At 39.1% G+C, this 23,029-nt stretch carries 19 protein-coding genes and 1 riboswitch; of the genes, 4 read left to right on the top strand and 15 right to left on the bottom strand.

The genetic code is table 11. The features are described 5' to 3' along the window. Window positions 1-128: 128 nt before the first annotated feature. Complete coding sequence (locus WAA20_RS02080; RefSeq protein WP_073389913.1) at window positions 129-1,148, top strand: glycosyltransferase family 2 protein; 1,020 nt, start codon at window positions 129-131, stop codon at window positions 1,146-1,148. Window positions 1,149-1,206: 58 nt separating this feature from the next. On the opposite strand, the gene WAA20_RS02075 is transcribed toward WAA20_RS02080, so the two are convergent. The 8 genes from WAA20_RS02075 to WAA20_RS02040 all read right to left on the bottom strand — a co-directional run bounded on the left by WAA20_RS02075 (window position 1,207) and on the right by WAA20_RS02040 (window position 12,846). Further along, the gene (locus WAA20_RS02075; protein ID WP_073389914.1) at window positions 1,207-2,448 is read right to left on the bottom strand and encodes a hypothetical protein; all 1,242 of its coding nucleotides are present in this window, start codon (window positions 2,446-2,448) and stop codon (window positions 1,207-1,209) included. A gap of 21 nt (window positions 2,449-2,469) precedes the next feature. Next, the gene (locus WAA20_RS02070; RefSeq protein ID WP_073389915.1) at window positions 2,470-3,600 is read right to left on the bottom strand and encodes a DUF58 domain-containing protein; all 1,131 of its coding nucleotides are present in this window, start codon (window positions 3,598-3,600) and stop codon (window positions 2,470-2,472) included. Between the two features lie 14 nt (window positions 3,601-3,614). After that, window positions 3,615-4,550 carry a MoxR family ATPase gene (locus WAA20_RS02065; RefSeq protein WP_073389916.1) on the bottom strand — a complete coding sequence of 312 codons (936 nt, stop codon included), beginning with the start codon at window positions 4,548-4,550 and terminating at the stop codon, window positions 3,615-3,617. Further along, a complete protein-coding gene (locus WAA20_RS02060) occupies window positions 4,531-5,373 on the bottom strand; it encodes an ABC transporter ATP-binding protein (protein WP_073389917.1) in 843 nt (280 codons plus the stop codon). The genes WAA20_RS02065 and WAA20_RS02060 overlap by 20 nt, the downstream gene beginning before the upstream one ends. After that, on the bottom strand, window positions 5,374-6,408 hold the full coding sequence (locus WAA20_RS02055) for an iron ABC transporter permease (protein WP_073389918.1): 1,035 nt from the start codon (window positions 6,406-6,408) through the stop codon (window positions 5,374-5,376). A gap of 103 nt (window positions 6,409-6,511) precedes the next feature. Further along, a complete protein-coding gene (locus tag WAA20_RS02050) occupies window positions 6,512-7,618 on the bottom strand; it encodes an ABC transporter substrate-binding protein (protein ID WP_081373967.1) in 1,107 nt (368 codons plus the stop codon). 63 nt (window positions 7,619-7,681) lie between these two features. Next, window positions 7,682-7,877: riboswitch (cobalamin riboswitch) on the bottom strand. Between the two features lie 274 nt (window positions 7,878-8,151). After that, window positions 8,152-8,820, bottom strand: a complete 669-nt coding sequence (locus WAA20_RS02045) for a DUF6273 domain-containing protein (protein WP_073389919.1) — start codon at window positions 8,818-8,820, stop codon at window positions 8,152-8,154. Between the two features lie 21 nt (window positions 8,821-8,841). After that, window positions 8,842-12,846 (bottom strand): hypothetical protein, encoded by a 4,005-nt coding sequence (locus tag WAA20_RS02040; RefSeq protein ID WP_338802110.1) that lies wholly within the window; start codon window positions 12,844-12,846, stop codon window positions 8,842-8,844. A gap of 259 nt (window positions 12,847-13,105) precedes the next feature. Between WAA20_RS02040 and WAA20_RS02035 the strand changes: the two genes are divergently transcribed. Next, a complete protein-coding gene (locus WAA20_RS02035) occupies window positions 13,106-13,957 on the top strand; it encodes a pectinesterase family protein (protein WP_073387403.1) in 852 nt (283 codons plus the stop codon). On the opposite strand, the gene WAA20_RS02030 is transcribed toward WAA20_RS02035, so the two are convergent. Then, window positions 13,944-14,948: a LacI family DNA-binding transcriptional regulator gene (locus WAA20_RS02030; RefSeq protein ID WP_073387405.1), complete on the bottom strand. Its 1,005-nt coding sequence runs from the start codon at window positions 14,946-14,948 to the stop codon at window positions 13,944-13,946. The two genes, WAA20_RS02035 and WAA20_RS02030, sit on opposite strands and share 14 nt — an antisense overlap. 462 nt (window positions 14,949-15,410) lie before the next feature. On the opposite strand from WAA20_RS02030, the gene uxaC reads away from it, so the two are divergent. Continuing rightward, window positions 15,411-16,826, top strand: a complete 1,416-nt coding sequence (gene uxaC / locus WAA20_RS02025) for a glucuronate isomerase (protein ID WP_073387406.1) — start codon at window positions 15,411-15,413, stop codon at window positions 16,824-16,826. A gap of 134 nt (window positions 16,827-16,960) precedes the next feature. Here the strand turns inward: uxaC and WAA20_RS02020 are convergent, their stop codons facing one another. Next, a complete protein-coding gene (locus WAA20_RS02020; RefSeq protein WP_073387408.1) occupies window positions 16,961-17,365 on the bottom strand; it encodes an amino acid-binding protein in 405 nt (134 codons plus the stop codon). 203 nt (window positions 17,366-17,568) lie between these two features. Here WAA20_RS02020 and WAA20_RS02015 point away from each other — a divergent pair, with 203 nt between their 5' ends. Continuing rightward, window positions 17,569-18,354 carry a hypothetical protein gene (locus tag WAA20_RS02015; protein WP_073387409.1) on the top strand — a complete coding sequence of 262 codons (786 nt, stop codon included), beginning with the start codon at window positions 17,569-17,571 and terminating at the stop codon, window positions 18,352-18,354. Window positions 18,355-18,474: 120 nt separating this feature from the next. Here WAA20_RS02015 and WAA20_RS02010 read toward each other — a convergent pair whose 3' ends face one another. The 5 genes from WAA20_RS02010 to WAA20_RS01990 form a co-directional block, all read right to left on the bottom strand. After that, on the bottom strand, window positions 18,475-19,119 hold the full coding sequence (locus tag WAA20_RS02010; protein ID WP_073387411.1) for an AAA family ATPase: 645 nt from the start codon (window positions 19,117-19,119) through the stop codon (window positions 18,475-18,477). 116 nt (window positions 19,120-19,235) lie between these two features. Further along, window positions 19,236-19,946 (bottom strand): ABC transporter ATP-binding protein, encoded by a 711-nt coding sequence (locus tag WAA20_RS02005; protein ID WP_073387412.1) that lies wholly within the window; start codon window positions 19,944-19,946, stop codon window positions 19,236-19,238. Between the two features lie 34 nt (window positions 19,947-19,980). Next, window positions 19,981-20,745, bottom strand: a complete 765-nt coding sequence (locus WAA20_RS02000) for an ABC transporter ATP-binding protein (protein ID WP_073387414.1) — start codon at window positions 20,743-20,745, stop codon at window positions 19,981-19,983. Continuing rightward, window positions 20,745-21,809: a branched-chain amino acid ABC transporter permease gene (locus tag WAA20_RS01995; protein ID WP_073387415.1), complete on the bottom strand. Its 1,065-nt coding sequence runs from the start codon at window positions 21,807-21,809 to the stop codon at window positions 20,745-20,747. The genes WAA20_RS02000 and WAA20_RS01995 overlap by 1 nt, the downstream gene beginning before the upstream one ends. A 167-nt stretch (window positions 21,810-21,976) precedes the next feature. After that, the gene (locus WAA20_RS01990; RefSeq protein WP_073387417.1) at window positions 21,977-22,864 is read right to left on the bottom strand and encodes a branched-chain amino acid ABC transporter permease; all 888 of its coding nucleotides are present in this window, start codon (window positions 22,862-22,864) and stop codon (window positions 21,977-21,979) included. Window positions 22,865-23,029: the final 165 nt, after the last annotated feature.

The following is a 23,029-nucleotide window of genomic DNA, read 5'->3' as shown; positions in this document are numbered from 1 at the left end:
TGCCAGTTATCACATATAATTGTCATATTGTCATTCAGATAAGCAGTTTTTTTTCGATTGTGATAAAATGACTTACAAGGGTCGAATTTTCCCAAATCAAAACTAAAGATCTAAGGACAGACATTTTTATGAAAAAACTATTGAGCGTAGCAATACCCTGCTACAATTCTCAGGACTATATGCGTCACTGTGTTGAAACCCTTCTTTCAGGCGGTGATAAGGTTGAGATTCTTATAATAGATGACGGTTCTAAAGACGATACCCTAAAGATCGCCAGAGAGCTTGAAGCAGCAAATCCCGGAATCGTCCGTGCAATACATCAGGACAACAAAGGTCACGGCGGCGCCGTTATGACTGGTATCAGAGAGGCAACTGCTCCTTATTTCAAGGTAGTTGATTCTGATGACTGGGTAGGCGTAGAAGCCTTCCACCATATCCTGCAGCTCCTTGACGGCTTCATTCAGACAGGAAGCGAAGTTGACCTTCTTCTTGCCAACTATATATATGACAAGGTTGGAACTACTCACAAAAAGGTAATGCGTTATACTCACGCACTTCCAACTGATAAGATCATCAGCTGGGATCATGCAAAGCGTTTTAAAAAGGGTCAGTATATCCTGATGCATTCAGCCATCTACCGCACACAGGTTCTTCGTGATAGTGGTCTTGAGCTTCCGGAGCACACCTTCTATGTTGATAACCTCTTCGTATATAAACCGCTTCCTTATGTTAAGAAGCTCTATTATACAGATACAGATCTCTATCATTATTTCATCGGCCGTGATGACCAGTCTGTAAATGAGAAAGTCATGATATCAAGGATCGATCAGCAGATAAGAGTCAACAAGCTGATGCTTGACGGAACTGATCTTAGAAAAGTTGAGAATGTACATCTTCGTAAGTACATGTACAACTATGCAGAGATAATAACAGTAATATCTTCTATCCTTCTTATAAAGTCAGGTACACCTGAAAATATGAAAAAGAAGGAAGAGCTGTTTAACTGGCTTAAAGAAAACCATAATTATTTCTACAAAAAATTCAAACGTGGAGTCTTTGGACCTGCGCTTAGTCTTCACACCAAAGCAGGTCGCAAATGCCAGATATTCTTTTACAATGTTGCAAATAAAGTGTTCGGATTCTCATGATCCGAACACTTTTTCTATAATAATCTCTATTAACTAAAAGTCTTATCTTGGGGTGTTTTTAAGCGCGAAATAATCTATCAAAATCTGCCACATCCTTAGGATTTATAAAATCACTATCATAGCGTGCTTTCTCATACATTTCATGAATAGTTTTTTTATTTTTTATATCAGTATCCTTATATGCAGCATTCTCTATTTCTTCCGGTGTCATCTGCATTTCGACATCCTTAAAGAAAGGCGCCTTTTTGATAAACTTCTTATACTTTCTCCTGATATTTGCCGAAGGCGAACGATCAGTAAAAACAAGACGGTTACTGCGTGCTTTATTAGTGAGTGCTACTGATTCATCAGGTTTTAAATACTCTACCTTATCCCTTTCACGAACAGCTGCTGCCCTTTGAAAGCTCTTATAAAAATTTATGATAAGAAGGACCACTACAAATACGATAAAGAAAACCGCCGCAAATGCCATGATAGCTGAAAGAATCTCCCAGAACTTATCAAGAAAAGGATTTTCCTTCTGGTCCACAAGATCTCCAAAGCTTATAGGACTTCCTCCCTGAACTCCGTTTACACTGACTTCCTCTTCATACTCATAAGTCATTCCGGAAAAAAGAAATCTAAGAAAGTTTAAAATAGCATTCCATACTGCGTTTATAAGTTTTTCTCCATGTCCTATAAGTAGAAATGCTATTCCCAGGCAGGATACCACCCCGCTTCCAAATATCAGCAAGATGGAATTCGAAGACCTGATCCTGTCTACAGGAACATAAGTCCTGTCGCTGGAAAGTCTGAGCCTTCTGTCCTGTCTGTAAAGTACCATATATACAAATGAAAATATAATAATACAGACAGTATATATTTCTCCAAAGGTAAGCGGAATCTGTTTCTTTGTATATGTAGCAAAAAGTAGATAAAAACCGCAGAATAATAAAAGCCAGTAATTGGGTCTTATCATAACCGATTCATTGATATGGGCATAATAAGAAAGAAGTATGACTCCAAGCAAAACAACAAGAACAGGGATATAGTCATAAGATCCAGCCTTCAATTGCGAAATAAAAAGCAGATAGTTTATCAAAACAAGTCCTGCGCCGCCTAAGGTAAACGGAACAAAATTCCTAAGATGTTTAAGCACAAAGTGCATGACAATAACATCAAGACAGATGATCATATCGATAAATACTGTCTTAATTGTCATATCTGCATAGATACTCTGGGCAAAAAGTACGATCCCTAAAGCTATCATGCAATTATTGATGACCCTGATTCCGGTCATTCCTTTGGTCTCAGCTACCATATTCAGAACCTGTGCCCCCGTTTATTCATGCCTTACTTTATAAAAATGAATCCGCCCTTCCTGAACACGCACCTCCATAGATGGCGTCAACGGACAAAGCCATATAAGACTTCCGTTAATATCTGCAAGTTCCTGCGCCGCCTTTATAATGTCATCTCTCTGGCAGCTTGAAACAAGCATATAGGTTACATCTCTCTGATCTGCCCTTATCCTTGCATCAGGTATTATCCTTTCTTCTAAGATCTCAGACATAGGCCTTACATCCTTGGTAAGGTCTATCCTTGCAAGGTCCATGGCAATCCTTTTTACATGATCATCCGAATTACCACTTCTGGCTTCTATTTCCTTATCTGTGATTATATCCATGCCGTTACTTATAAGTTTTACAGGGATATGTTTTGAGACAAAAAAGGTCGTAAGAGTCATGATAAGCCTGATGCTGTCTTCTATAAGATCAGAATCATATAGTACAGACGGATCCTCGACATTAAGCAAAAGGACTATCTCCTGGGACGACGTAGGATCGTGGAGATTGACTTTAAACTCTCCTGTTGCTGCAGTTGCCTTCCAGTTAATTGAAGAGACCGTATCTAGAGTTGTATAATCGCGGATCCCCCTAAAAGTGAACACGTCCTCCTGAAGGAATCTCCTTGTTACAACATCACCAAGCATTTTGGAAAAAGAGACATCGAATCTGTCACTTGGAAGAGTATCTGGAAAGACATACAAAGATGTATTCTGATCTCTTTGAGTATAATGCTCTGCTCCGCCTATCATGTCATAGCCAACTAGAGAAGTTAGTAAAACCTCGTAGTAGCCACGTTTTTCGCCGTGAACAGGAAGAGTTCTTGTTATCTTTTCATATTTTTTAAGACTGAAGATATCAGTGATATTAGTTCTGTCAGATACGGTTACATTCTGACCGTTTTCTATATCGAGTCCCTTACCTACCTGAAAGCGTACTTCAAGAAAAGGGATACCCATCTTCTTTCGGTTACTTATAACCTCTTTAAGAACAGTATCGTTCCCCTCTACGATACTGCCTCCAAATGAAAGGTCTACGCTCAGATCCTGTGACCATTTCTTTGCAAAATATGACCTATATAAATAAAACAAAATAAATACTAAAGGTATTATAAGTATTATCTGCACGCCGTCCCTCCAGGTCAGAATTCTTCAGTAGGAACAGGAATTTCATTAAGGATCTTAGTGATGATATCTTCAGAAGACGAGCTCTTTCCAAAAGCATGTGGAATCGTAAGTCTGTGAGCAAGAACAGGAACCGCCAGTTCCTTGATATCTTCAGGAACCACATACTCTCTTCCTCTTATAAAGGCAAGAGCCTGTGCGCAGTGAAGAAGGGCTATGCTGCCTCTTGGGCTTACTCCTGCTGCAACATCAGATCTTGTGCGGGTAGCTTTAACTATATCTGTTATGTAGGTGATGAGCTGTTCATGTACTCTTACCTGTGACGCGCCCTTTCTCCATTCAAGGATGTCTTCAGCGCTTATAACAGGTTCTAAGGCCTTTAGCTTATCGCCTGTCATAGCACGCTCAAGGATCTTTTTTTCCTCATCCTGAGAAGGGAATCCCATGGACAGCTTCATCATAAATCTGTCCAGCTGAGCCTCCGGAAGCGGGAAGGTTCCTGCGGTCTCTATAGGGTTCTGGGTTGCGATTACGAAGAAGGGCTCAGGAAGCTTTCTTGTAACACCATCTACTGTTACCTGCCTCTCTTCCATACATTCAAGAAGTCCCGCCTGGGTTCTTGGTGTTGCCCTGTTGATCTCATCTGCAAGAAGGATCGATGTAAATACAGGTCCCTTGTGAAAAGAAAATTCGCCGTCCTTGACATTAACTATATTAAGACCTGTAATGTCTGTCGGCAGAAGGTCCGGTGTAAACTGAATCCTTTCAAAAGGAATCCCTGCTGATGCTGCTATGGACTTAGCAAGAACAGTTTTACCTGTTCCCGGTACATCTTCAAGAAGTACATGTCCGTTTGCAATTAATGCACAAAGGGCAAGTTCCACTACCTGGTCCTTGCCCACAATTACTTTTCCAATGTTTTCTTTTAATAAACTAGTCTTGTTGGTATTCACGCATCTGCCCCCATATCCGGCGCTGCCTGTTCATGTATCCGGCAACGTCCATTCCATACGCATTCTCAAGTACGTCAGCAGTAAATACTTTGTCTTTTTCCCCCTGACAAAGAACTTCACCGTTTTTAATAAATATCATATCACTTGAGATCTCAGCTGCAAGACTTATATCATGAAAAACCCCAATTAATGTATTTGGAACATGACTTCCATCTGCCATGACAGTTTCTCCGCAGGACCACTTTTCAAGATGCTCCATAAGCTCTGCCTGATATTTAAGATCAAGGTGGTTAGTGGGTTCATCAAGAAGTATTATGGGTGTTTCCTGCGCAAAACAGCGCGCAAGAAATACTCTTTGAAGCTGACCACCTGAAAGAGATGAGATCTGCTTTTTCTCAATATCTTTAAGGCCTGTCAGTTCAAGGCACTTATCTACTACTTCCCTGTCATGCACAAGGCTTTGATGGCTTGCTTTTATATTAAATCCCTTTCCATGCCTTTCATTATCATGTCTTGCAAATCTTCCAAGCTCGACAGTCTCTCTTATACTATACGAAAAGTATACAGGTGAAAGCTGTGACATCATGGCCATCATCCCGGCTATCTCGCGCCTTTTAAGAGTGGAAATATCATGACCAAGGATCTTAATACTGCCCGTAGACTTAATAAGACCGTTAAGGCTTCTAAGAAGGGTCGTCTTGCCGCTTCCGTTAGAGCCCATGATAGAAAGGCTCTTTCCACACTCAAGGTCAAAACTGATATTTTTAATTACAGGATCTGCACCATATCCTGCGCTTATGTTCGAAACAGATATTGCCTGCATTTAGTTATCCTTCCTTCCTCGCAGATATAGCCATACAAAAAACGGAGCGCCTATAACGCCAGTAACAGCTCCAACCGGAAGCTCTGATTCTACCGCCGTTCTGGCTATCATATCGCAAAGTGCCATGAAGGCTCCGCCTACAAAAAAGGACATGGGCACAACTCTTTTATGAGATGAACCAAATACTATTCTGACTGCGTGTGGAGCTATAAGATCGACAAATCCTATTGTTCCTGAAAAGCAAACTGATACGCCTGTAAGGAGCGATGCAAGTAAAAGCAGGGCCTTCTTTCTATTCCTTACATTAACGCCCATAGCGTATGCCTGCTCGTCTCCAAAGGACATGATATCCATGGATCTTGCATAGTACAAAGTTATTATCAGTCCAAATATGCACATGGGAAGAAGTATCTGAACATGATACCACCTCTTACCTGAAAACGATCCCATCTGCCACAGAAGAAGCTGCTGAGAATGTGCTCTGGCAAAAGAGCTTACGAGCGTCATAACAGCATTAGTAAACAGCGAAATGACCATACCTATAAGTATGACTGTGTTTGAATGAAGAGTGCTATCAAATTTAGAGGCAATCGCAAGAACTAAAAGAACCGTAGCAAATCCAAATGCAAATCCGAATGTCGGAAGGAGAAAACTTCCAAGAAAAGGAACTGTAAACTGGGTAACGATTATTATAGATGCTCCAAGAGATGCACCGCTTGATACGCCAAGTGTATAAGAAGATGCAAGAGGGTTCTGAAGAACCGCCTGCATAATAGCTCCAGACAGGGCAAGAGCACCGCCAACAACAAAAGCTGTCATGGCTCTTGGAAGTCTTATAGTCCAGAGTATAGACGTTGTTGCAGCAAGGTCATCAGGAATATTTGTTCCAAATATCTTGCCGCTAAGGATCGTCATGGCATCTTTAAAAGGAATATCTACGCTACCTATACCCATACATATGCCAAGGATTATCAGGCATGTAATAATTGTTATGACTTCAAGAGTATTTTTACTAAAATCATTGTTTTTATCCATATCATACCTATAGTAAAAATGCGCAATCCAAGTCGTAAATACTTACTTATAGTTTACTTCTTAGATTGCGCATGTCAAAATCAATATTTTTTTCTAAGTATTATTATCTTGTAACTACTGCAAATGGATCCTCAAGATCTGCAAATACTTCAGGATAGATGTACTTAGCCATCTCTACCATAGCGCTTACTACGTGCTGGTTAGGCTGGTTGATCTCATTTGAAAGTTCCATGAGATATACATCTCCGTTAACAACAGCTGTTACATTCTCCCATCCTGAAAGTGCAAGGTGTGTATCTACTGCATCAGGTGTGTACATATCTGTTGAAATGATAACATCAGGATTTACTGCGATTGCATCCTCTTCTGTAAGAGAAGCCCAGCCTTCCTGATCAGCTGTAGCATTGATAGCGCCAACTGCTTCGATCATCTCAGCGATGTATGTGCCTGAACCTGCAGAGTAGATTGTTGGGTAGTCAGGTGTAGGTGTGTTTGTTTCATAAAGAACTGTCTTCTTGTCAGCTTCATCGATTGTAGCAGCAAGCTCTGCGATCTCTTCGATTGTTGCATTCATCTCTTCTACAATAATCTCAGCCTCTTCATATGTACCGGTGCATGCACCTATAAATGTGATGCTCTCACCGATCTCTGCAAGTGATGCAGCACTTGGGATATCAGCTACGCAGATACCAGCTTCACGAACAGATGCATATACGTCTGTTCCTGTTGCATAGCTCATACCTGTTGTAAATACGATATCAGGATTAAGTGCTACGATAGCTTCCTGATCAGGAGCCATCATATCATACTGAGGGATATCTGCTGTAAGATCAGCTCCATAATATTCAAAAGAATATGTATCGCAGGCAACAATGTAATCAGCAAGTCCAAGGTCTACAAGAAGACGTGTTGATGAAGGTGACATACTTACGATAGCATCGATTTCTTCGGGAACAACGATATCATTTCCTGCAAGATCCTGAGTAGGAAGATCGTATTCCGGAACTACAAGGTCTGAAGAAGTTTTAGTCTCATCTTCTGCAGTCTCAGCTTCATTTCCTTCTGTTTCACTACTTGTTTCTTCTGAAGCGCTCTGAGATGCTTCGTTAGAACCTGCATTTTCCTTACCTGAATCTGATGATCCGCATCCTGCAAGCATAGTAAAAGACAATGTTGCAGCGAGCATTGTTGATAACAGTTTCTTTTTCATAATATTCTCCAATCTGAAGCATAAAGAATAAGCCACATGTTCAAAATAGTGCTTCGCTATTATGAACACCAAGACAACATGGGCAGGTATCTGACTTAGGAACACTTTTTTGGTGGTGCCCTCATGACTGTATCCATCAGCCATGCGCATCCTCTGTTCCAACACAGTAGCGGCACTGTCCGGGATGTACGCCCGGTTCCCTGTTAGGTCAACTGCAAGCGGATAACTTGTAGCCGACACCCACATACGTAGGAACATTATCACAAACGCTTAATATAGTCAATTGACACGGGGATATTTGCAATTTTCCATCTGGTTAATGTTTGCTGAGGTATTCCTTCCTCTCTAGAAACCTTGGTTACTGATTCATTGTTTGGAGGAAGCAATCGTCTAAGCATTGCCTCTTTAAGTCTGGACTGTATCCCATGTGAAGCTCCTTCCTGCAATATCTAAAATGATATCACACATAGCTTCAAGCTTCACTGACATCTATTTTGGCACACGGGGATCTCGTAAGTTTTAGTTTTTGTATATTATTGTATGCTCACCCACATGCACGGACGAATTCCTTCTGGATGAACTCCTTTTCCGCTTTCTCCTAGAACCGATACTTTTCCACTACTATCAATATAAGCTGCTTTTTCATTATCTACTATCCACCAGGGGGAAGCATTAGTCTTCTCATTATAGGGCAATCCATTTCTCACAGCATACTCACTTGGAGTACTCAAACATCTTTTAGAATCACCAAGATATTCTTGTACTTCATTAAATTGTAATAATGAAACTCTATCTTTATTAACTAAACAAATTTTATCTTTTTCTTCTTCAGAAAAAGATCCATCATAAAAAACATTATTTAGCCAATTTCTAAGTGTTGACTCTTCCCATTTTATATATCCAGATTTCTCCTCTTCAAATCGTTTCACCTCCAAAACATCCTTGCTAAGAAGATACAATTTTTCATCCTTCTTTTCCAAAACAATCCAAATAATAGGATCAATTGTTCCAAAATCATTATCTTGTTCATATTTTCCCAGCGACACATAATCTCCTATCTCAGCAGAATTAATATCCTTTACAATAATTCGTTCAGATCGATCGCTTATCATTGTAATAAAGAATTCCATAAATACTATGGCAATCAACAACAGTCCAACATACTTAATTAACGGTCTTCCTATCATTAATCCCTTATTCAAAATAGTCTACCTCCTAAACTTTTACATTGCATTTCTATAGATTGTTATTTCGTCTTCAATAGGTGCCACTTCAGAACCTGCTATTCCATTTAGAGTTTCTATGCATCTAGCTAATAGATTATCTGGAATATTACTAATTGAACTATATCCTGATAAAGTATTAGCGCCATGTATAATCGTATAAAATGCTCTTTTTATTTGATCTTCTGTATAATCTTTGCAATCTTCATAGTTTTTTACACTCGATACTAAATGCTCCTTGTCATCTTCATAATTTAGGTAATAACTCACCTCAACATCATCTCCATATAAGGAATCTTCATTTACTGCAAATTCTTTTTTATACAACGCTTCTATTCCTGATTCATCCCATTCCCTTATCAATCTAATCGTATCCATATCTGTAAGCGTAGTATAATAACCCATCTCGCTTCCATCAACTTCATACTTCATTACAGAATAGAATAAACATACATTTTGCATGTCTTTATATTTTTTTAATTGTTCATTTAAATTATTCATTCTGTCAACATAATCATTTGTTGCTGAACATATTGAAGAAGCAATTCCAACGGCACCTCTTAATTGATTAATATATTTGAAAGCATCATCTAGATTATCACTTCCCAATGCATCATCTATACTACCCAAAATCTCATTAGCAACATCTGTTTTTTCTACTTCTCCATTTTCTATTGCGGTTTTCAATATATTTCTTGCAACCATTGCAATTCCTTTTCCAACAGGATTACAAAAGGCACTTGCAATACCTATAGTACAATCAAGTGCTAACTCTTTTTTGGCTCTTTCTATATCCTCATATATTTTCGTTATCTCTGTTGAACAAATAGCATTAATTCCTGGAGATCCAGTCAATCCATATTTTAAATCTATTCTATCATGATTGGTTACTACTGAACTGGTATAGTCACCACCATAATTATTCATTCCACTATTTCCAGTTTGAGTTACAACAACTGTATCATAATACAAATTAAACGCTTCATTTGCAGTAAAATCCAAATCACTGGCTTTATCACTAGTTCCACTTATTTTTATGCTTTTTGCATTATCAAAACATCCTAATTTTTTACAATAATCCCAAATAGAAAATAAAAGTAATTCGCTATGATTAGCAATTTGCATTTCTCTATCCATTTTAGCAACAGCTTCTTTATCTTTTAAATCTATTCCCCAAGCAGCTTCTGTGGTTTTATCAGCTGTAATCTTTGCACTTTTATACAAAAACAACATAAACGAATCATCTTTATAACGCGATTCTCCCCCTCCATCATATGTACCATTTAGCGCTGCATTAATAAATGAAAAATACTCCTCATATCCACTTTCTTTATAATTATCATTTGCCAATGCCTTAAGATGATTTCCAACTATATATTGAACATTGCTGCTTAATTTGTTTGGATCAGAAACAAATAAATTCTCATATGATGCATCAGATTTAAATAATCTATCTAAAAATTCCATATCCGCTGATGATTTTGTACTATTATACAACCGGATAAGATTTTTTTTCTTTTCTTCAACAGTATTACCCTCTAACAATTCATATTCATGCTTGAATACATCTGGTTTTTTTGCTTCACTCGCCTTTATATATTGAAGTCCTGTATAATATGAAATGCAATAGCTAATTTCTCCGGTTTTATTGTCTTTACCAGGGTTAGTAACCGCATCTGGACCTAAATGATCATTATTCTCGGTATCTATTTCATATTCTGTAAGAATCCCCGCATCTGTACGCGTTATTTTGAAGTTAATGCAGTAATACGAATCCTTTTCAGAACTTAATCCTTCCACTCCACTGATATTAAAGTTGTCCAATACTTTATAAGCCATACTGCCAAAATCCGATATTCTGTCCATAATATCTTTTATAAACTCTGTATTGGTTTCATAAATATAATTAGCTCCAGCTTCAGAACTTTGACAGGCTTTAATACATGTTTTAAGTAATCTATTCTGAACATCGAGGTCCTGATCAGAAGGCGTTTTTCCCTCATCATATATGCCAAAATATTTTTCAAACAACTGTGCAATTAATCGTTTTTCTACATCAGATATTGCATATCCCTCGAATCTATATTTATCCATAATGATTTCGAATTCATATTTTTGTTCATCATTATGATATATTTCTAAAGGATTATGATCTTGACACCACTCAATATATTTTGCTTCTCTATCTTCGCTTGTATAAACACCAACTTCGTGAACCTTATCAGCATGTTTTAAATTAACAACAATATCAGCACCTTTTATTCGTATATCTAAGTAGGAATTATGAGGCTCACAGTCGTAATTGGTTAGTTTTGCATTTTTCAAAGCCTGAACAACATTATATCCAACTCCATCCTTATCCAAATAGCATTCAAAATCACTAATTTTTTCAGGACCAAATATATATGGATATTCAGAGGCTCTAAAAGAAGTGGTTGTGTGTAGTATATTCCCTGAAATCGCCCTATCTTTATCACAATCAGCATCATCAAAGCTATTAGCAACCTTTTCTATACTTTTTTCATATATTGCAGCTAATGCCCGCTTCGTTACTTTATCTTTTTCTTTATCCCATTCATCCCAATCCCAAGTAATATCACCTTCTGTCAAGCCATTTAAATCTTCACCATAAGTTTCAAATAACTCATCTATTTTTGCATCTACTTCAGGATCTCCTGTTTTATACTCGGCATATGGATCAGCTGTAGATGTTGTATTATTTCCTGTTGACGTCGTGCTTGAACTGGATGTATTATTTCCTGTTGATGTCGTTCCTGAACTGGATGTATTATTTCCTGATTTATTATTTTTAGGCTTTTGTTTAGGTTTTTGATTATCTTTTGATGTTGCTCCACCTGCAGCACTAGCTGCATCATATTTTTCAGAATTAGTATTTGCAATACCAAAATCTCTTTGTCCTGGTCTTTTTAATCCAGCCAGACCTAAAGCCTTTGCTATTCCTGTTTTACCACCTTTGGTATATCTGTTTTTTGTTTTGTCTAATATCTTATCTACAAGTGTTCTTGCAAAGGCTGAACCTACAGCTGGGCCTTTTTTATCTTTACATGATTCAAGTATAGACTCTATTTGGTCGTTAGAGTATCCCATTTCAAGAAGAACTGCCTTTTTCTGTTCTTCAGGAAGATTAATAAATGCAATACCAAAGTCCTCTTCTGACAATCTGGATACATCTATATCTTTCTTATCAAAAAGCATTGCCAGTATATTTTCGAGCTGTGCATCACTCAGTTTTCCACCAAGTTCAACGGCATTATATTCTTCAAGGAAGTTGATGATATCTCCATCCTTCATATGAACATCGTCACCAAGTTCAAGGCATGAAGGATCAAATGGTTCAGGTACTGCCACTGGAGTTGCAGCTATAAGCTCATTTGAAAAAGTATTATCCATTTCCTGAGTTTTCTGTTCGTATCTACTAACAGAGCTATTATAAACACCTGTGCGATCAGCAACGTTTTGTGTCTGTGTTTTGATTGTCTCTGTATATGAAGAGTAATCGAATTTTGCAACATCTGTTTCAAGCTCTGCGAGGATACTTTCAGCACTTTCAACCTTACTCTTTACGTTTAATGCTCTCTGACCTGCTTCTGACATAGAATCTTTAAGAGAAGAACAGCTATCGTTATCACATAAAAGGTCTCCATTACATACGCCCTGGTCTGACTCTGAAGGCATGGATCCACTTCTGAATATCTGAGGGAATCTGTTACAGAAGTTCTTTGATTCATATGCTGTCTTTTGAGCCTTCTGTATAGCTTCATTACATGCATCGAGTTCCTTCCATGTCTCTACCATCTCTTTATTTAGAAGATCATGAAGCTGGTCTCTTGCCATATCGCCATCTTCGCCTTCCCAAACGTCTTCTGTCATGGAAGAAAGATCTGCTTTTCCGTTATTGATAACCTGTTCTGTTGCGGTCATTGCTTCGTCATGCTGTTTCTTTACCTCTTCAAGTAAGTCGAGGTTCCATTTGATTCTACCCATAAGATTTACTCCAATACTTTATAAATTATTTAAAGATTTTCTGATTTTTATATGATGATCAATCAGAAAGGTATAAAAACCCGAAATTATCTTACGCTTATTTGCATTTGGTCACCTCATGATCCGACGAAATGCATTTTTTATACGACGAACTGCATCTATTAACCTCTAGCATCAATTGTTGCGGTGATCAAAACCAGGCCTTAAACTATATAAGAAGTAACAATCATTTTATTATCTGACGGAGGCCACGCGACCCATGAAAAAAATCTTTTTTAGCAATGGAACACACTATCAAAAGCTATACTTTGATGAAGAATATTATAAAAATAATAATGTTACTGACAACTCTTTGCATATAAAGGGTGCGGGAATGGATGTTACTACTATCTCATGGTCTGATGGAGGATTCGATAAGGCGCCTGATGATAAGGGCATTAAACTCGGAACTTTCAGAAGTTATACCATGTTCGTATCAGGGAATGAAGCGATAATTGAAGATCTCACTATAGAAAATACTGCTGGAGACGGACGTATCAGAGGTCAGGCGATCGCGCTTTATGCTGATGCATCTAAAGTAACCTGCAGACGTGTTCATTTAAAAGGGCATCAGGATACTCTTTTCATGTCTCCACTGCCTCTAACTGAGCGCGAAAAGGGTGGTTTTATTGGACCAAGAGAAAACAGTCCTCGCCTTATGACAACTCAGTATTATGAAGACTGCATAATTGAGGGTGATGTTGACTTTATATTCGGAGGGGCTAATGCAGTATTTAAAAACTGCACCATTGTATCTTTGTACAGGGCTCCTTTAATCGATAAAAATACTATATCAAAAGAAAAAGCTGCTGATTATACAGATGTTCCTGTTCAGGGATTTGTATGTGCTCCCTGCACTCCGGAAGACGAACCAGGAATAAGGTTTATAGACTGCAGATTTATAACAGACCGCTGCCCTGATTCTTCTGTTTATCTTGCGCGTCCATGGCGCGAAAAAGGAGCAGCCTCTTTTGAAAACTGCTCCTTTGGTTCGCATATCCACCCTGACTTATTTGCCGGATGGAAAGATATATATGATTTAGAAAAAACAGCCAGGTTTAAAAATCTGTAGTGCAGCGCTTTACAAGCTTTGATTCAACAACAGTCTTGTGCTCTACCTTTTTGCCCTGAAGACATTCCATCATCTTGTCTACGGCTACGTGTGCCATATCTTTGATAGAAGTATCTACAGATGTAAGTTCAGGCTCTACAAAATCTGCAAGCGGAGAATTGTTATAGCCTATAACGCTGATATCTCCGGGAACAGAAAGCATTCTTGCCTTTGCATACTTAAGGACTCCAACAGCAAGTTCATCAGTTGTTGAAACTACTGCATCGAAATCGAGATCTTTTCTCATAAGGAGGAGATCTCTTTCTTCATGTAAAGAACAGGTGATCTTAAGTTTAAGATTACCGTCTACCGGAATTCCGTTATCTTTAAGTGCGTCTTCATATCCGACCATCTTCTGCTTGGATGAATAGGATTCTGAATCATAAAGGAAAAGGATCTTCTTCCTTCCTGCCTTGATAAGAGAATCTGTCGCATTGTACATGGCATTGCGGTCATCTCCAAGGACTCCGTATATGTTCTTATTCTCAAGGTATCCGTTAAGTATAAATACAGGAACCTGTTCAGCATCTTTATGAAGATATGCAACTTCATCCTTCTCACAATTTCCAAGGAACTGTGAACCTATAAGGATAAGTGCATCAACTTTCTTCTTAAGAAGAAGGTCTACTGCATGCTCTCTTGATTCAAGGTCATATCCACTGCAAAGGAGCATGTAGTCATATCCGTATTCGTGAAGCTTTTTTTCAAGGATGGAAACCATTCGTGCCATGTAGTCGTCCTTAATATCGGCACATGATATTCCAACCATTTTCATAGAATTAAACTGAAGACTTCTTGCAAAAGGATTGGGAGTGTAGTCATACTCCTTCATTACTGCAAGAACCTTCTCTCTGGTCTTATCACTGACGCTGGGATTACCATTAACAACTCTTGATATAGTAGCAATAGAAACCCCGGATAATCTTGCTATATCATAAATAGTAACTGCCATTTCAAAACCTCGTTTCCTCATCAACCCCATAGTAAACTGTAAATGCTTACAATTCGCTAACATTATATATTAAAAAAGCATCCCATACAACCCAAAAAATTCTTTGATTTTCTATTAATATTGCCCATAAAAATCGAATATATTTGGGCAATGCAATGTCTTGAAATAATCATCCCAATCGAATATAGTATTTTTGTAAGCGCTTACAGAAAATGTTTTTCTCACATTTCAAATCTGATTGCTTACTTTGCAATAATCGCAAAGACGCTTTGGCCTTAGCCATTTCGAGTGTCACATATGTTTAAATATTTAATGAAATCATTAAACTGACCATACAAAGCAGCCGCGCTCACTGCTATAGTATATATCCCTTAGATCACAAACAAAAGGTGCACGTTCCTGATCTAAGAACAAGATCATCTGTACAAATATAAATTTTTGAAGCGCAGAAATGGGGAAACTATGACAAAATTTATGGATGAAGATTTCCTGCTTAACACCGAGGCAGCTAAAAAGCTCTACCATGGTTATGCAAAAGAGATGCCAATCCTTGATTATCACTGCCACATCAGTCCAATGGAAATCGCACAGGATCGTAAGTTCGAGAACATCACACAGATCTGGCTTGGCGGTGACCACTACAAGTGGAGACAGATGCGTTCCAATGGCGTACCTGAGAAGTACATCACAGGCGATGCTTCTGATTATGAGAAGTTTGAAAAGTGGGCAGCAACTCTTGAAAGAGCTATCGGCAACCCTCTTTATCACTGGAGTCACCTTGAGCTTCAGAGATATTTCGGATACTACGGCGTACTTAATTCAAAGACCTGTAAAGAGGTTTGGGATATCTGCAATGAAAAGCTTGCTAATACATCCTGCAGACAGCTCATCAAGGATTCAGGCGTAACACTTATCTGCACAACAGATGATCCTGCTGACAGCCTTGAATGGCACGAGAAGATCGCAGCAGATGAAAGCTTTGACGTACAGGTTCTTCCTGCATGGAGACCAGACAAGGCAACTAATATCAACAAGCCTGATTATGTTGATTATCTTGAGACTCTTTCTAAGGTTTCAGGTATTAAGATCGACTCTTTTGCTTCACTTAAGGAAGCTATGAAAGTAAGACTTGATTTCTTTGAAAAGCACGGAGCTAACGTATCAGACCACGGCCTTGATTATGTTCCTTATGCTCCTGCCACAGAAGATGAAGTTGAAGCTATCGTTGCTAAAAAGCTTTCTGGTAGCGAGCTTTCAGATCTTGAAGTTGATAAGTACAAATACGAGTTCCTTCTTTTCCTTGCAAAAGAATATCACAAGAGAAACTGGGTAATGCAGCTTCACTTTGGATGTAAGCGTGATAATAACGCCGGAATGTTTGCAAAGCTCGGCCCTGACACAGGATTTGACTGTATCGGTGACCAGGTTTCAACTGCAGCTGTTGCCAACTTCCTTAATGCGCTCAGCGCTACAAATGAAATACCAAAGACAATCCTTTATTCACTGAACCCTAACGACAACTCTTCACTTGGAACTATCCTTGGATGCTTCCAGAACGAGGATGCTATCGGCAAGATCCAGCTTGGATCTGCATGGTGGTTCAATGATCACTTCAAGGGAATGACAGATCAGCTTACCGACCTTGCAAGCCTTGGACTTCTTGGCAACTTCATCGGTATGCTTACAGACTCAAGAAGCTTCATCTCCTACGCCCGCCACGAGTACTTCCGCAGAATCCTCTGCAGGCTCCTCGGCAGCTGGATCGAAGACGGACAGCTTCCTGAAGATTACGAACACATCGGAAGCATTGTAAGAGACATATCTTACAACAACGCCGTAAGATACTTTGGTTTCAACCTCACACCAGTAAATAAATAACTACCAAAAAGAGCCGGTCACAAACCGGCTCTTATAATATAAAATCGAAAACATTTCACATTGACGCCCGGACATGATTCTGCCCGCAGAATCATGTCTAGCGTTTGACTTCATTGAAAATGAAGTCAAACGCCTCATACGGAAGTGAATCCTTTGTTTGTGAGAATATTCTCAACCTGATAGATGCCTTCTGTATGAAGCACCATGATAGGTTTTCCGGATTCTCTGTTAAATGAAAGGTAGATATAATCTACATTTATGTTGGCATCATAAAGAGCATCAAGAAGGTTATTAAGTGCTCCGACCTTATCTTCTGTCTCGATTCCAAGAACAGGAGTTGTCTTACACATATATCCGGCTTCACTTAATACTTTGATAGCCTTCTCGGCATCAGATACGACCATTCGTACCATACCATATTCAGCGCTGTCGTTAGTTACGGAGCCAAGGATATTGATCTCGTTTTTACTAAGAAGACCTGTAATATCTCTGTAAACTCCTTTTTTGTTTTCGGCATAGATTGAAACCTGTTGTAACATTTTTTATTCCTCCCGCGACTTTATACAAGTCTTTAAAATCAACTATATAGTAGCATAAAGTCTCACTATATTTTAAGTTGTAAATTTAATAAAATTTGACAATGGCATTTTTAACCAAAACAATATATAATCACATAGCACCTACGTGCATATCTTAATTATAATATAGGATCTCATTCCAAAAGGATTTGGAGGCGCATATAATGAAAAAAAATATAATAATTACTGCAGCTGTTGTCACTATATCAGTTATCCTGACCGTTTCTGCTGCAGTTTACAGAAGCAAAAACGGCTCTACAGTTACTAATGAGCTTGATCCATCTTTGGCTTCATCTTTAATGGATGATGAAGTATCAGGAATGGTTACCAATACAGATTCAGGTGTTTCATCTGAGAGCAGCATCACCACTGTACCTGACGGGGTTTACACCAACGGTAGTGAATCAATGATATTTGATGGTAACAGCGTTGATATCTCCGGAATGGTATTTGACTATACTCTTGAAAACGGATATGTAGTCCTTGATATCGATAGCCTTTCTTTCTCCGATGCATTCACAAATATGTACAAGGAAGAAAAAGGTGAAGACGCTGATCTTGATGCTCAGCTTACAAAAACCAAGGAATCTGCTTCATCCATAACCATTCAGTACAATGAAAAATTCGACTGGGTAACTTATGAAGAGTACATCTTCAAAAGATCAGAAGACTTTTCAAAAGGACCTTCAGGAACATACCAAAGCGAAGACGATTCTAATATCACACTTACCTTTGATAATGGGATTGCCACCTTCGTAAATGGTGATATTACAGAGACTCATCCATATGTTATCTACCTTGATGGCGAAGATCTTATAATCGTTTTCTATAGCCTGGATCTTTATTCAAGTGATTTTTACGGTTCTTTCTGTGAAAATAATTACTTCTACTTCACAGATGAATCCAAGATCGATCTGGGATTTGGTTCATTCGTAAAGGCTGAAAAATAATCATATTCATGTTATTTCCAAGGACCTCTTTATGAGGTCCTTTTATTATTCAAAAACTTATCCTAACCCAACTGATCATTATTTCTTCAAAACCTTTATTCTGATACTATTGCTCCATCTTTAATCAAATACATCGTTTCCAAAACGGACCTTCATATATTCCTTGATAGCTTCAACGCATTTTTCAAATCCGAGCCTTCCTGAATTAAGGCACAAATCATAGTTATAAGCATCTTCCCATCTCTCGCCGGTATAATACTTGTAATAGTCTGCCCTGTACTTATCCGTCTTTTCTATGAACTTTTCAAGCTCCTTGCCGCGCATTGGCTGCTTAAGTGCTGCCTGCTCCATAAGGAAGTCCTGCGGAGCATGAACGAATACGCTTACAACGTTATCAAAGTCCCTGAGGACATAGTTGGCACATCTTCCAACTATTACGCAGGGCTGCGTATCAGCAAGCTTTTTTATAACCTCAGCCTGATAGTTAAAAAGGTTCTGCATGGAAGTAAAATCATCACTTTCAGGGCCGATTACTTTTCCTTTATACACACTCTTTTTTATCTTATTTAGAAGAGGTGCCTTGCCCTGCCTTATGCTTTCATCAGCCTGAACGAAAAGTGCTTCACTTATTCCGCTTTCATCTGCGGCAAGCTTTACAAGTTCCTTGTCATAATAGTGAATGCCAAGTTCGTTAGCCAGCATCTCTCCGACTGTACGTCCACCGCTACCATATTGTCTTTCGATTGTTATAACGACTTTTTTCATTAGTAAATTAACCTCATGTCGCGAGCGAAGTGAGTGACTAATGGTTGAAGTGGTGGAGCTCGCGACACCACTTCGAGAAGTTTGGAAATTTTTAATTTTCAAACTTCATGCCTCCATTATTCTCCAAGATATGCCTTACGCACGCCCTCATCGTTAAGAAGATCAGATGCCTTACCTTCCATCTTGATCTCGCCTGTTTCAAGTACATAAGCCCTGTCTGCTATAGAAAGAGCCTTCTTGGCATTCTGCTCTACAAGAAGAACTGTAACGCCGTCCTCGTGAACGCTTCTTATGATATCGAATATCTCATTTACAAGAAGTGGTGAAAGCCCCATTGAAGGCTCATCCATGAGGATGATATCAGGATGTGACATTAAAGCTCTTCCCATTGCAAGCATCTGCTGCTCGCCGCCTGACAATGTTCCTGCTATCTGGTTCTGCCTTTCCTTAAGTCTTGGGAATCTTGTATAAACCTGTTCAAGAATTCCGGCAGCTTCTGCCTTATCTTTTCTTGTATAAGCTCCAAGCATAAGGTTCTGGGCAACTGTCATATCAGCGAATACTCTTCTGCCCTCAGGAACCTGAGCCATTCCCATTTTGACTATCTCATGACCGGGAACGCCTGTAATATCTTTGCCGTTATATATAACAGATCCGCTTCCTGCCTTCAAAAGGCCTGATATGGTGTGAAGAGTTGTAGTCTTGCCCGCTCCGTTAGCTCCGATCAAAGCTACGATCTCGCCTTTATCTACATGGAAATTTATTCCTTTAAGAGCCTGGATCACTCCATAATATACTTTTAAATCTTTTACTTCTAAAAGTGCCATAAGTTAACCTCAATCTATAAGATATATGCCCGTATTATTCTCCTATATATGCCTTGATAACTTCAGGGTCATTCAGCACATCTTTAGTTACGCCCTGCTTAAGCTCACGACCAAAGTTAAGAACTGTAAGCCTTTCGCAGATACCGCTTACAAGTTTCATATCATGCTCGATCAAAAGGATGGTCATCTCAAACTTATCTCTGATAAGCTGTATCGTCTCCATAAGCTCTGCGGTTTCATTAGGATTCATTCCTGCTGCCGGCTCGTCCAGAAGAAGAAGCTTGGGCTTTGTAGCTATCGCTCTTGCGATCTCAAGCTTTCTTTGCTGACCGTAGGGAAGATTGGATGCAAGGACGTCTTTTGATTCATCCAGATTGAAAACCTTAAGTATCTCAAGAGCCTTTGCCTCGATCTCTTTTTCCACCCTGCAATACTTGGGTGTATGAAGGATTCCGTCAAGGCTTGAATAGGAAAGCTCCTTATCATTCTGAAGGCCTACTTTAACGTTATCTATTACAGACATCTGCTTAAAGAGACGGATATTCTGAAATGTTCTGGCGATTCCTGCCTGGTTGATATCGATAGTTTTTTTGCCTGTGATATCGCTGCCATCAAGCTTTATGATGCCTTCTGTTGGCTTATAAACGCCTGTAAGAAGGTTAAATACAGTAGTCTTACCTGCACCGTTAGGTCCGATGAGACCATAAAGCTCACCTTTTTCTATGGAAAAAGTAAGGTCATCAACTGCACGAAGACCGCCAAATGAAATTGAAAGTTTATTTACTTCAAGAAGTGCCATTATTTAGTACCCCTTCCCGGTCTTTTTGTAATACCTGAAAACCTTGATAAAAATCTGGATCTCCACTGTCTTGCTCCCGGTGCCCAGTTAAAGAGCATCATTACGATAAGTACGATAGAATAGATAAGCATTCTGTATGTGCTCAGGCCCCTGAGCATCTCGGGAAGCATGTAAAGGATCGCAGCTGCGATAACACTTCCTTTGATATTTCCGATTCCACCAAGAACTACGTATACAAGGATAAGAATTGAAATGTTATATCCAAAGTTTCCGCTTGTAGCCTGAAGTGCAGAAATGTTATGTCCAAAAAGGACACCTGCTGCTCCTGCTATTGCTGCTGAAATAGTAAAAGCAAGGATCTTGAACTTAGTTATATTAATGCCTACAGATTCTGCCGCAATGCGGTTATCTCTTATAGCCATAATAGCTCTGCCATCACGTGACTTAACAAGATTCTGAACTATGAAAAGAGATATCAAAAGAACTACTATTGCAATAGTAAAGTTCGCATCACGAGGAGTACCTGTGATACCCATAGGGCCTGAAAGAACTGTTGTTCCTCCTGCTTCCATGTTCATAGCACTTGCACTTGTAAAAGAAAAATGAAGTCCTTTGGAATCTACTCCAACGTAAAGAGCATTGATAACATTCTTAATGATCTCACCAAATGCAAGAGTTACGATTGCAAGGTAGTCACCGTTGAGTCTTAAAACCGGTATACCGATTAAAAATCCAAACAGAGCTGAAACTGCGATACCTATTACAAATGCAAGGAAGAAACGAAGCCCTGCAGGAAGGCTGTCACTTACAGCATTTGAAAACATCGCACTTGAAAAAGCTCCCACGCACATGAATCCTGCATGTCCGATCGACAACTCCCCAAGTATACCAACACAAAGGTTAAGTCCTACAGCCGCAATCGCATAATAGACCATCGGCACAAGGAGACCTTGCATATGACTTGAAAGTGTACCTGTAAGTATAAGAATTTCAAAAATGATATATGCCACAATAACAATCAGATATGTGGTCAAATTTCCATTTAACTTCAACTTTTTACTCATATATTAATCCTTCCCTCGGACATTGTAGCCAACTACCACATTTCGCCTCGGACATTGTGACTACATCATAATAACAAGCTTTCGCTTGGCTTTCGCTTGGCTTTCGCCTGGACATGGTAGCTACGCTACCATGTCTAGCGTTTGAAAAACAAAGTTTTTCAAACGCCCTATACCTTTTCTTGAATCTTCTTTCCAAGAATACCTGTAGGTTTAACAAGAAGCACCACTATAAGCACTGCGAATACGATCGCATCTGAAAGCTGTGAGGAGATATAGCTTCTTCCAAGAATCTCGATTATTCCAAGAACTATTCCGCCTATCATAGCGCCAGGGATCGAACCGATTCCTCCAAGTACTGCTGCTACGAAAGCTTTGATACCGGGCATGGCACCTGTATAGGGATTAAGTGTCGGATATGCTGAGCAAAGGAGTGCTCCGGCTATTGCCGCAAGGAAAGAACCTATAGCAAAAGTAAGTGAAATAGTTCTATTAACATTAATTCCCATCAGCATAGCAGCGCCTCTGTCCTGAGATGCTGCAAGCATTGCCTGTCCGTCTTTTGTCTTGTGAATGAAAAGCTGAAGTCCAATTAAAACTACAATGCTGACTGCAATTGTAACTATAGTAACGCCCGGAATCTTAAGGGATGCGATCGTAATTCCTTCCCACTTGATAATAGATGTGAAGGACTTAGGATCTGATCCGAATATAAGAAGGGCGAGATTTTCCAAAAGATAACTGACACCTATAGCGGTGATCAGAACTGCAAGAGGAGAGCCTGCCTCTCGAAGAGGTCTGTATGCTATTCTCTCTGTAAGTACACCGACTGCTGTACATATGAGCATCGCAAGTAATACGCCTATGACCATTCCTATTCCTGAACCGCTGAAGGCTGCGACAATAGTAAAAATAGCATAGCATCCAACCATAATGAAATCGCCATGAGCGAAGTTGAGCATCTTGGCAATACCATATACCATGGTATATCCAAGAGCTATGATGGCATATACACTTCCAAGACTTATGCCACTGATTAAATATGTGAGGAAATTCATCTTGTACCTCTTTCCTTCTGGGGTGCCGACAGGGCTCTGATAAATTCGTAGAACAATAAATGTAGATCTTTACTTTTTTCTTCCCCAAATATTATGTGTATTACTATATATATTATAGCTAAAATGCATTAAAAAACATCAAATAATATACTCGATACAGAATGT

The sequence above is a fragment of the Butyrivibrio fibrisolvens genome, assembly GCF_037113525.1.
In the GTDB taxonomy this organism is placed as follows: domain Bacteria; phylum Bacillota; class Clostridia; order Lachnospirales; family Lachnospiraceae; genus Butyrivibrio; species Butyrivibrio fibrisolvens.
This window is presented reverse-complemented; position numbering and strand designations above follow the sequence as displayed.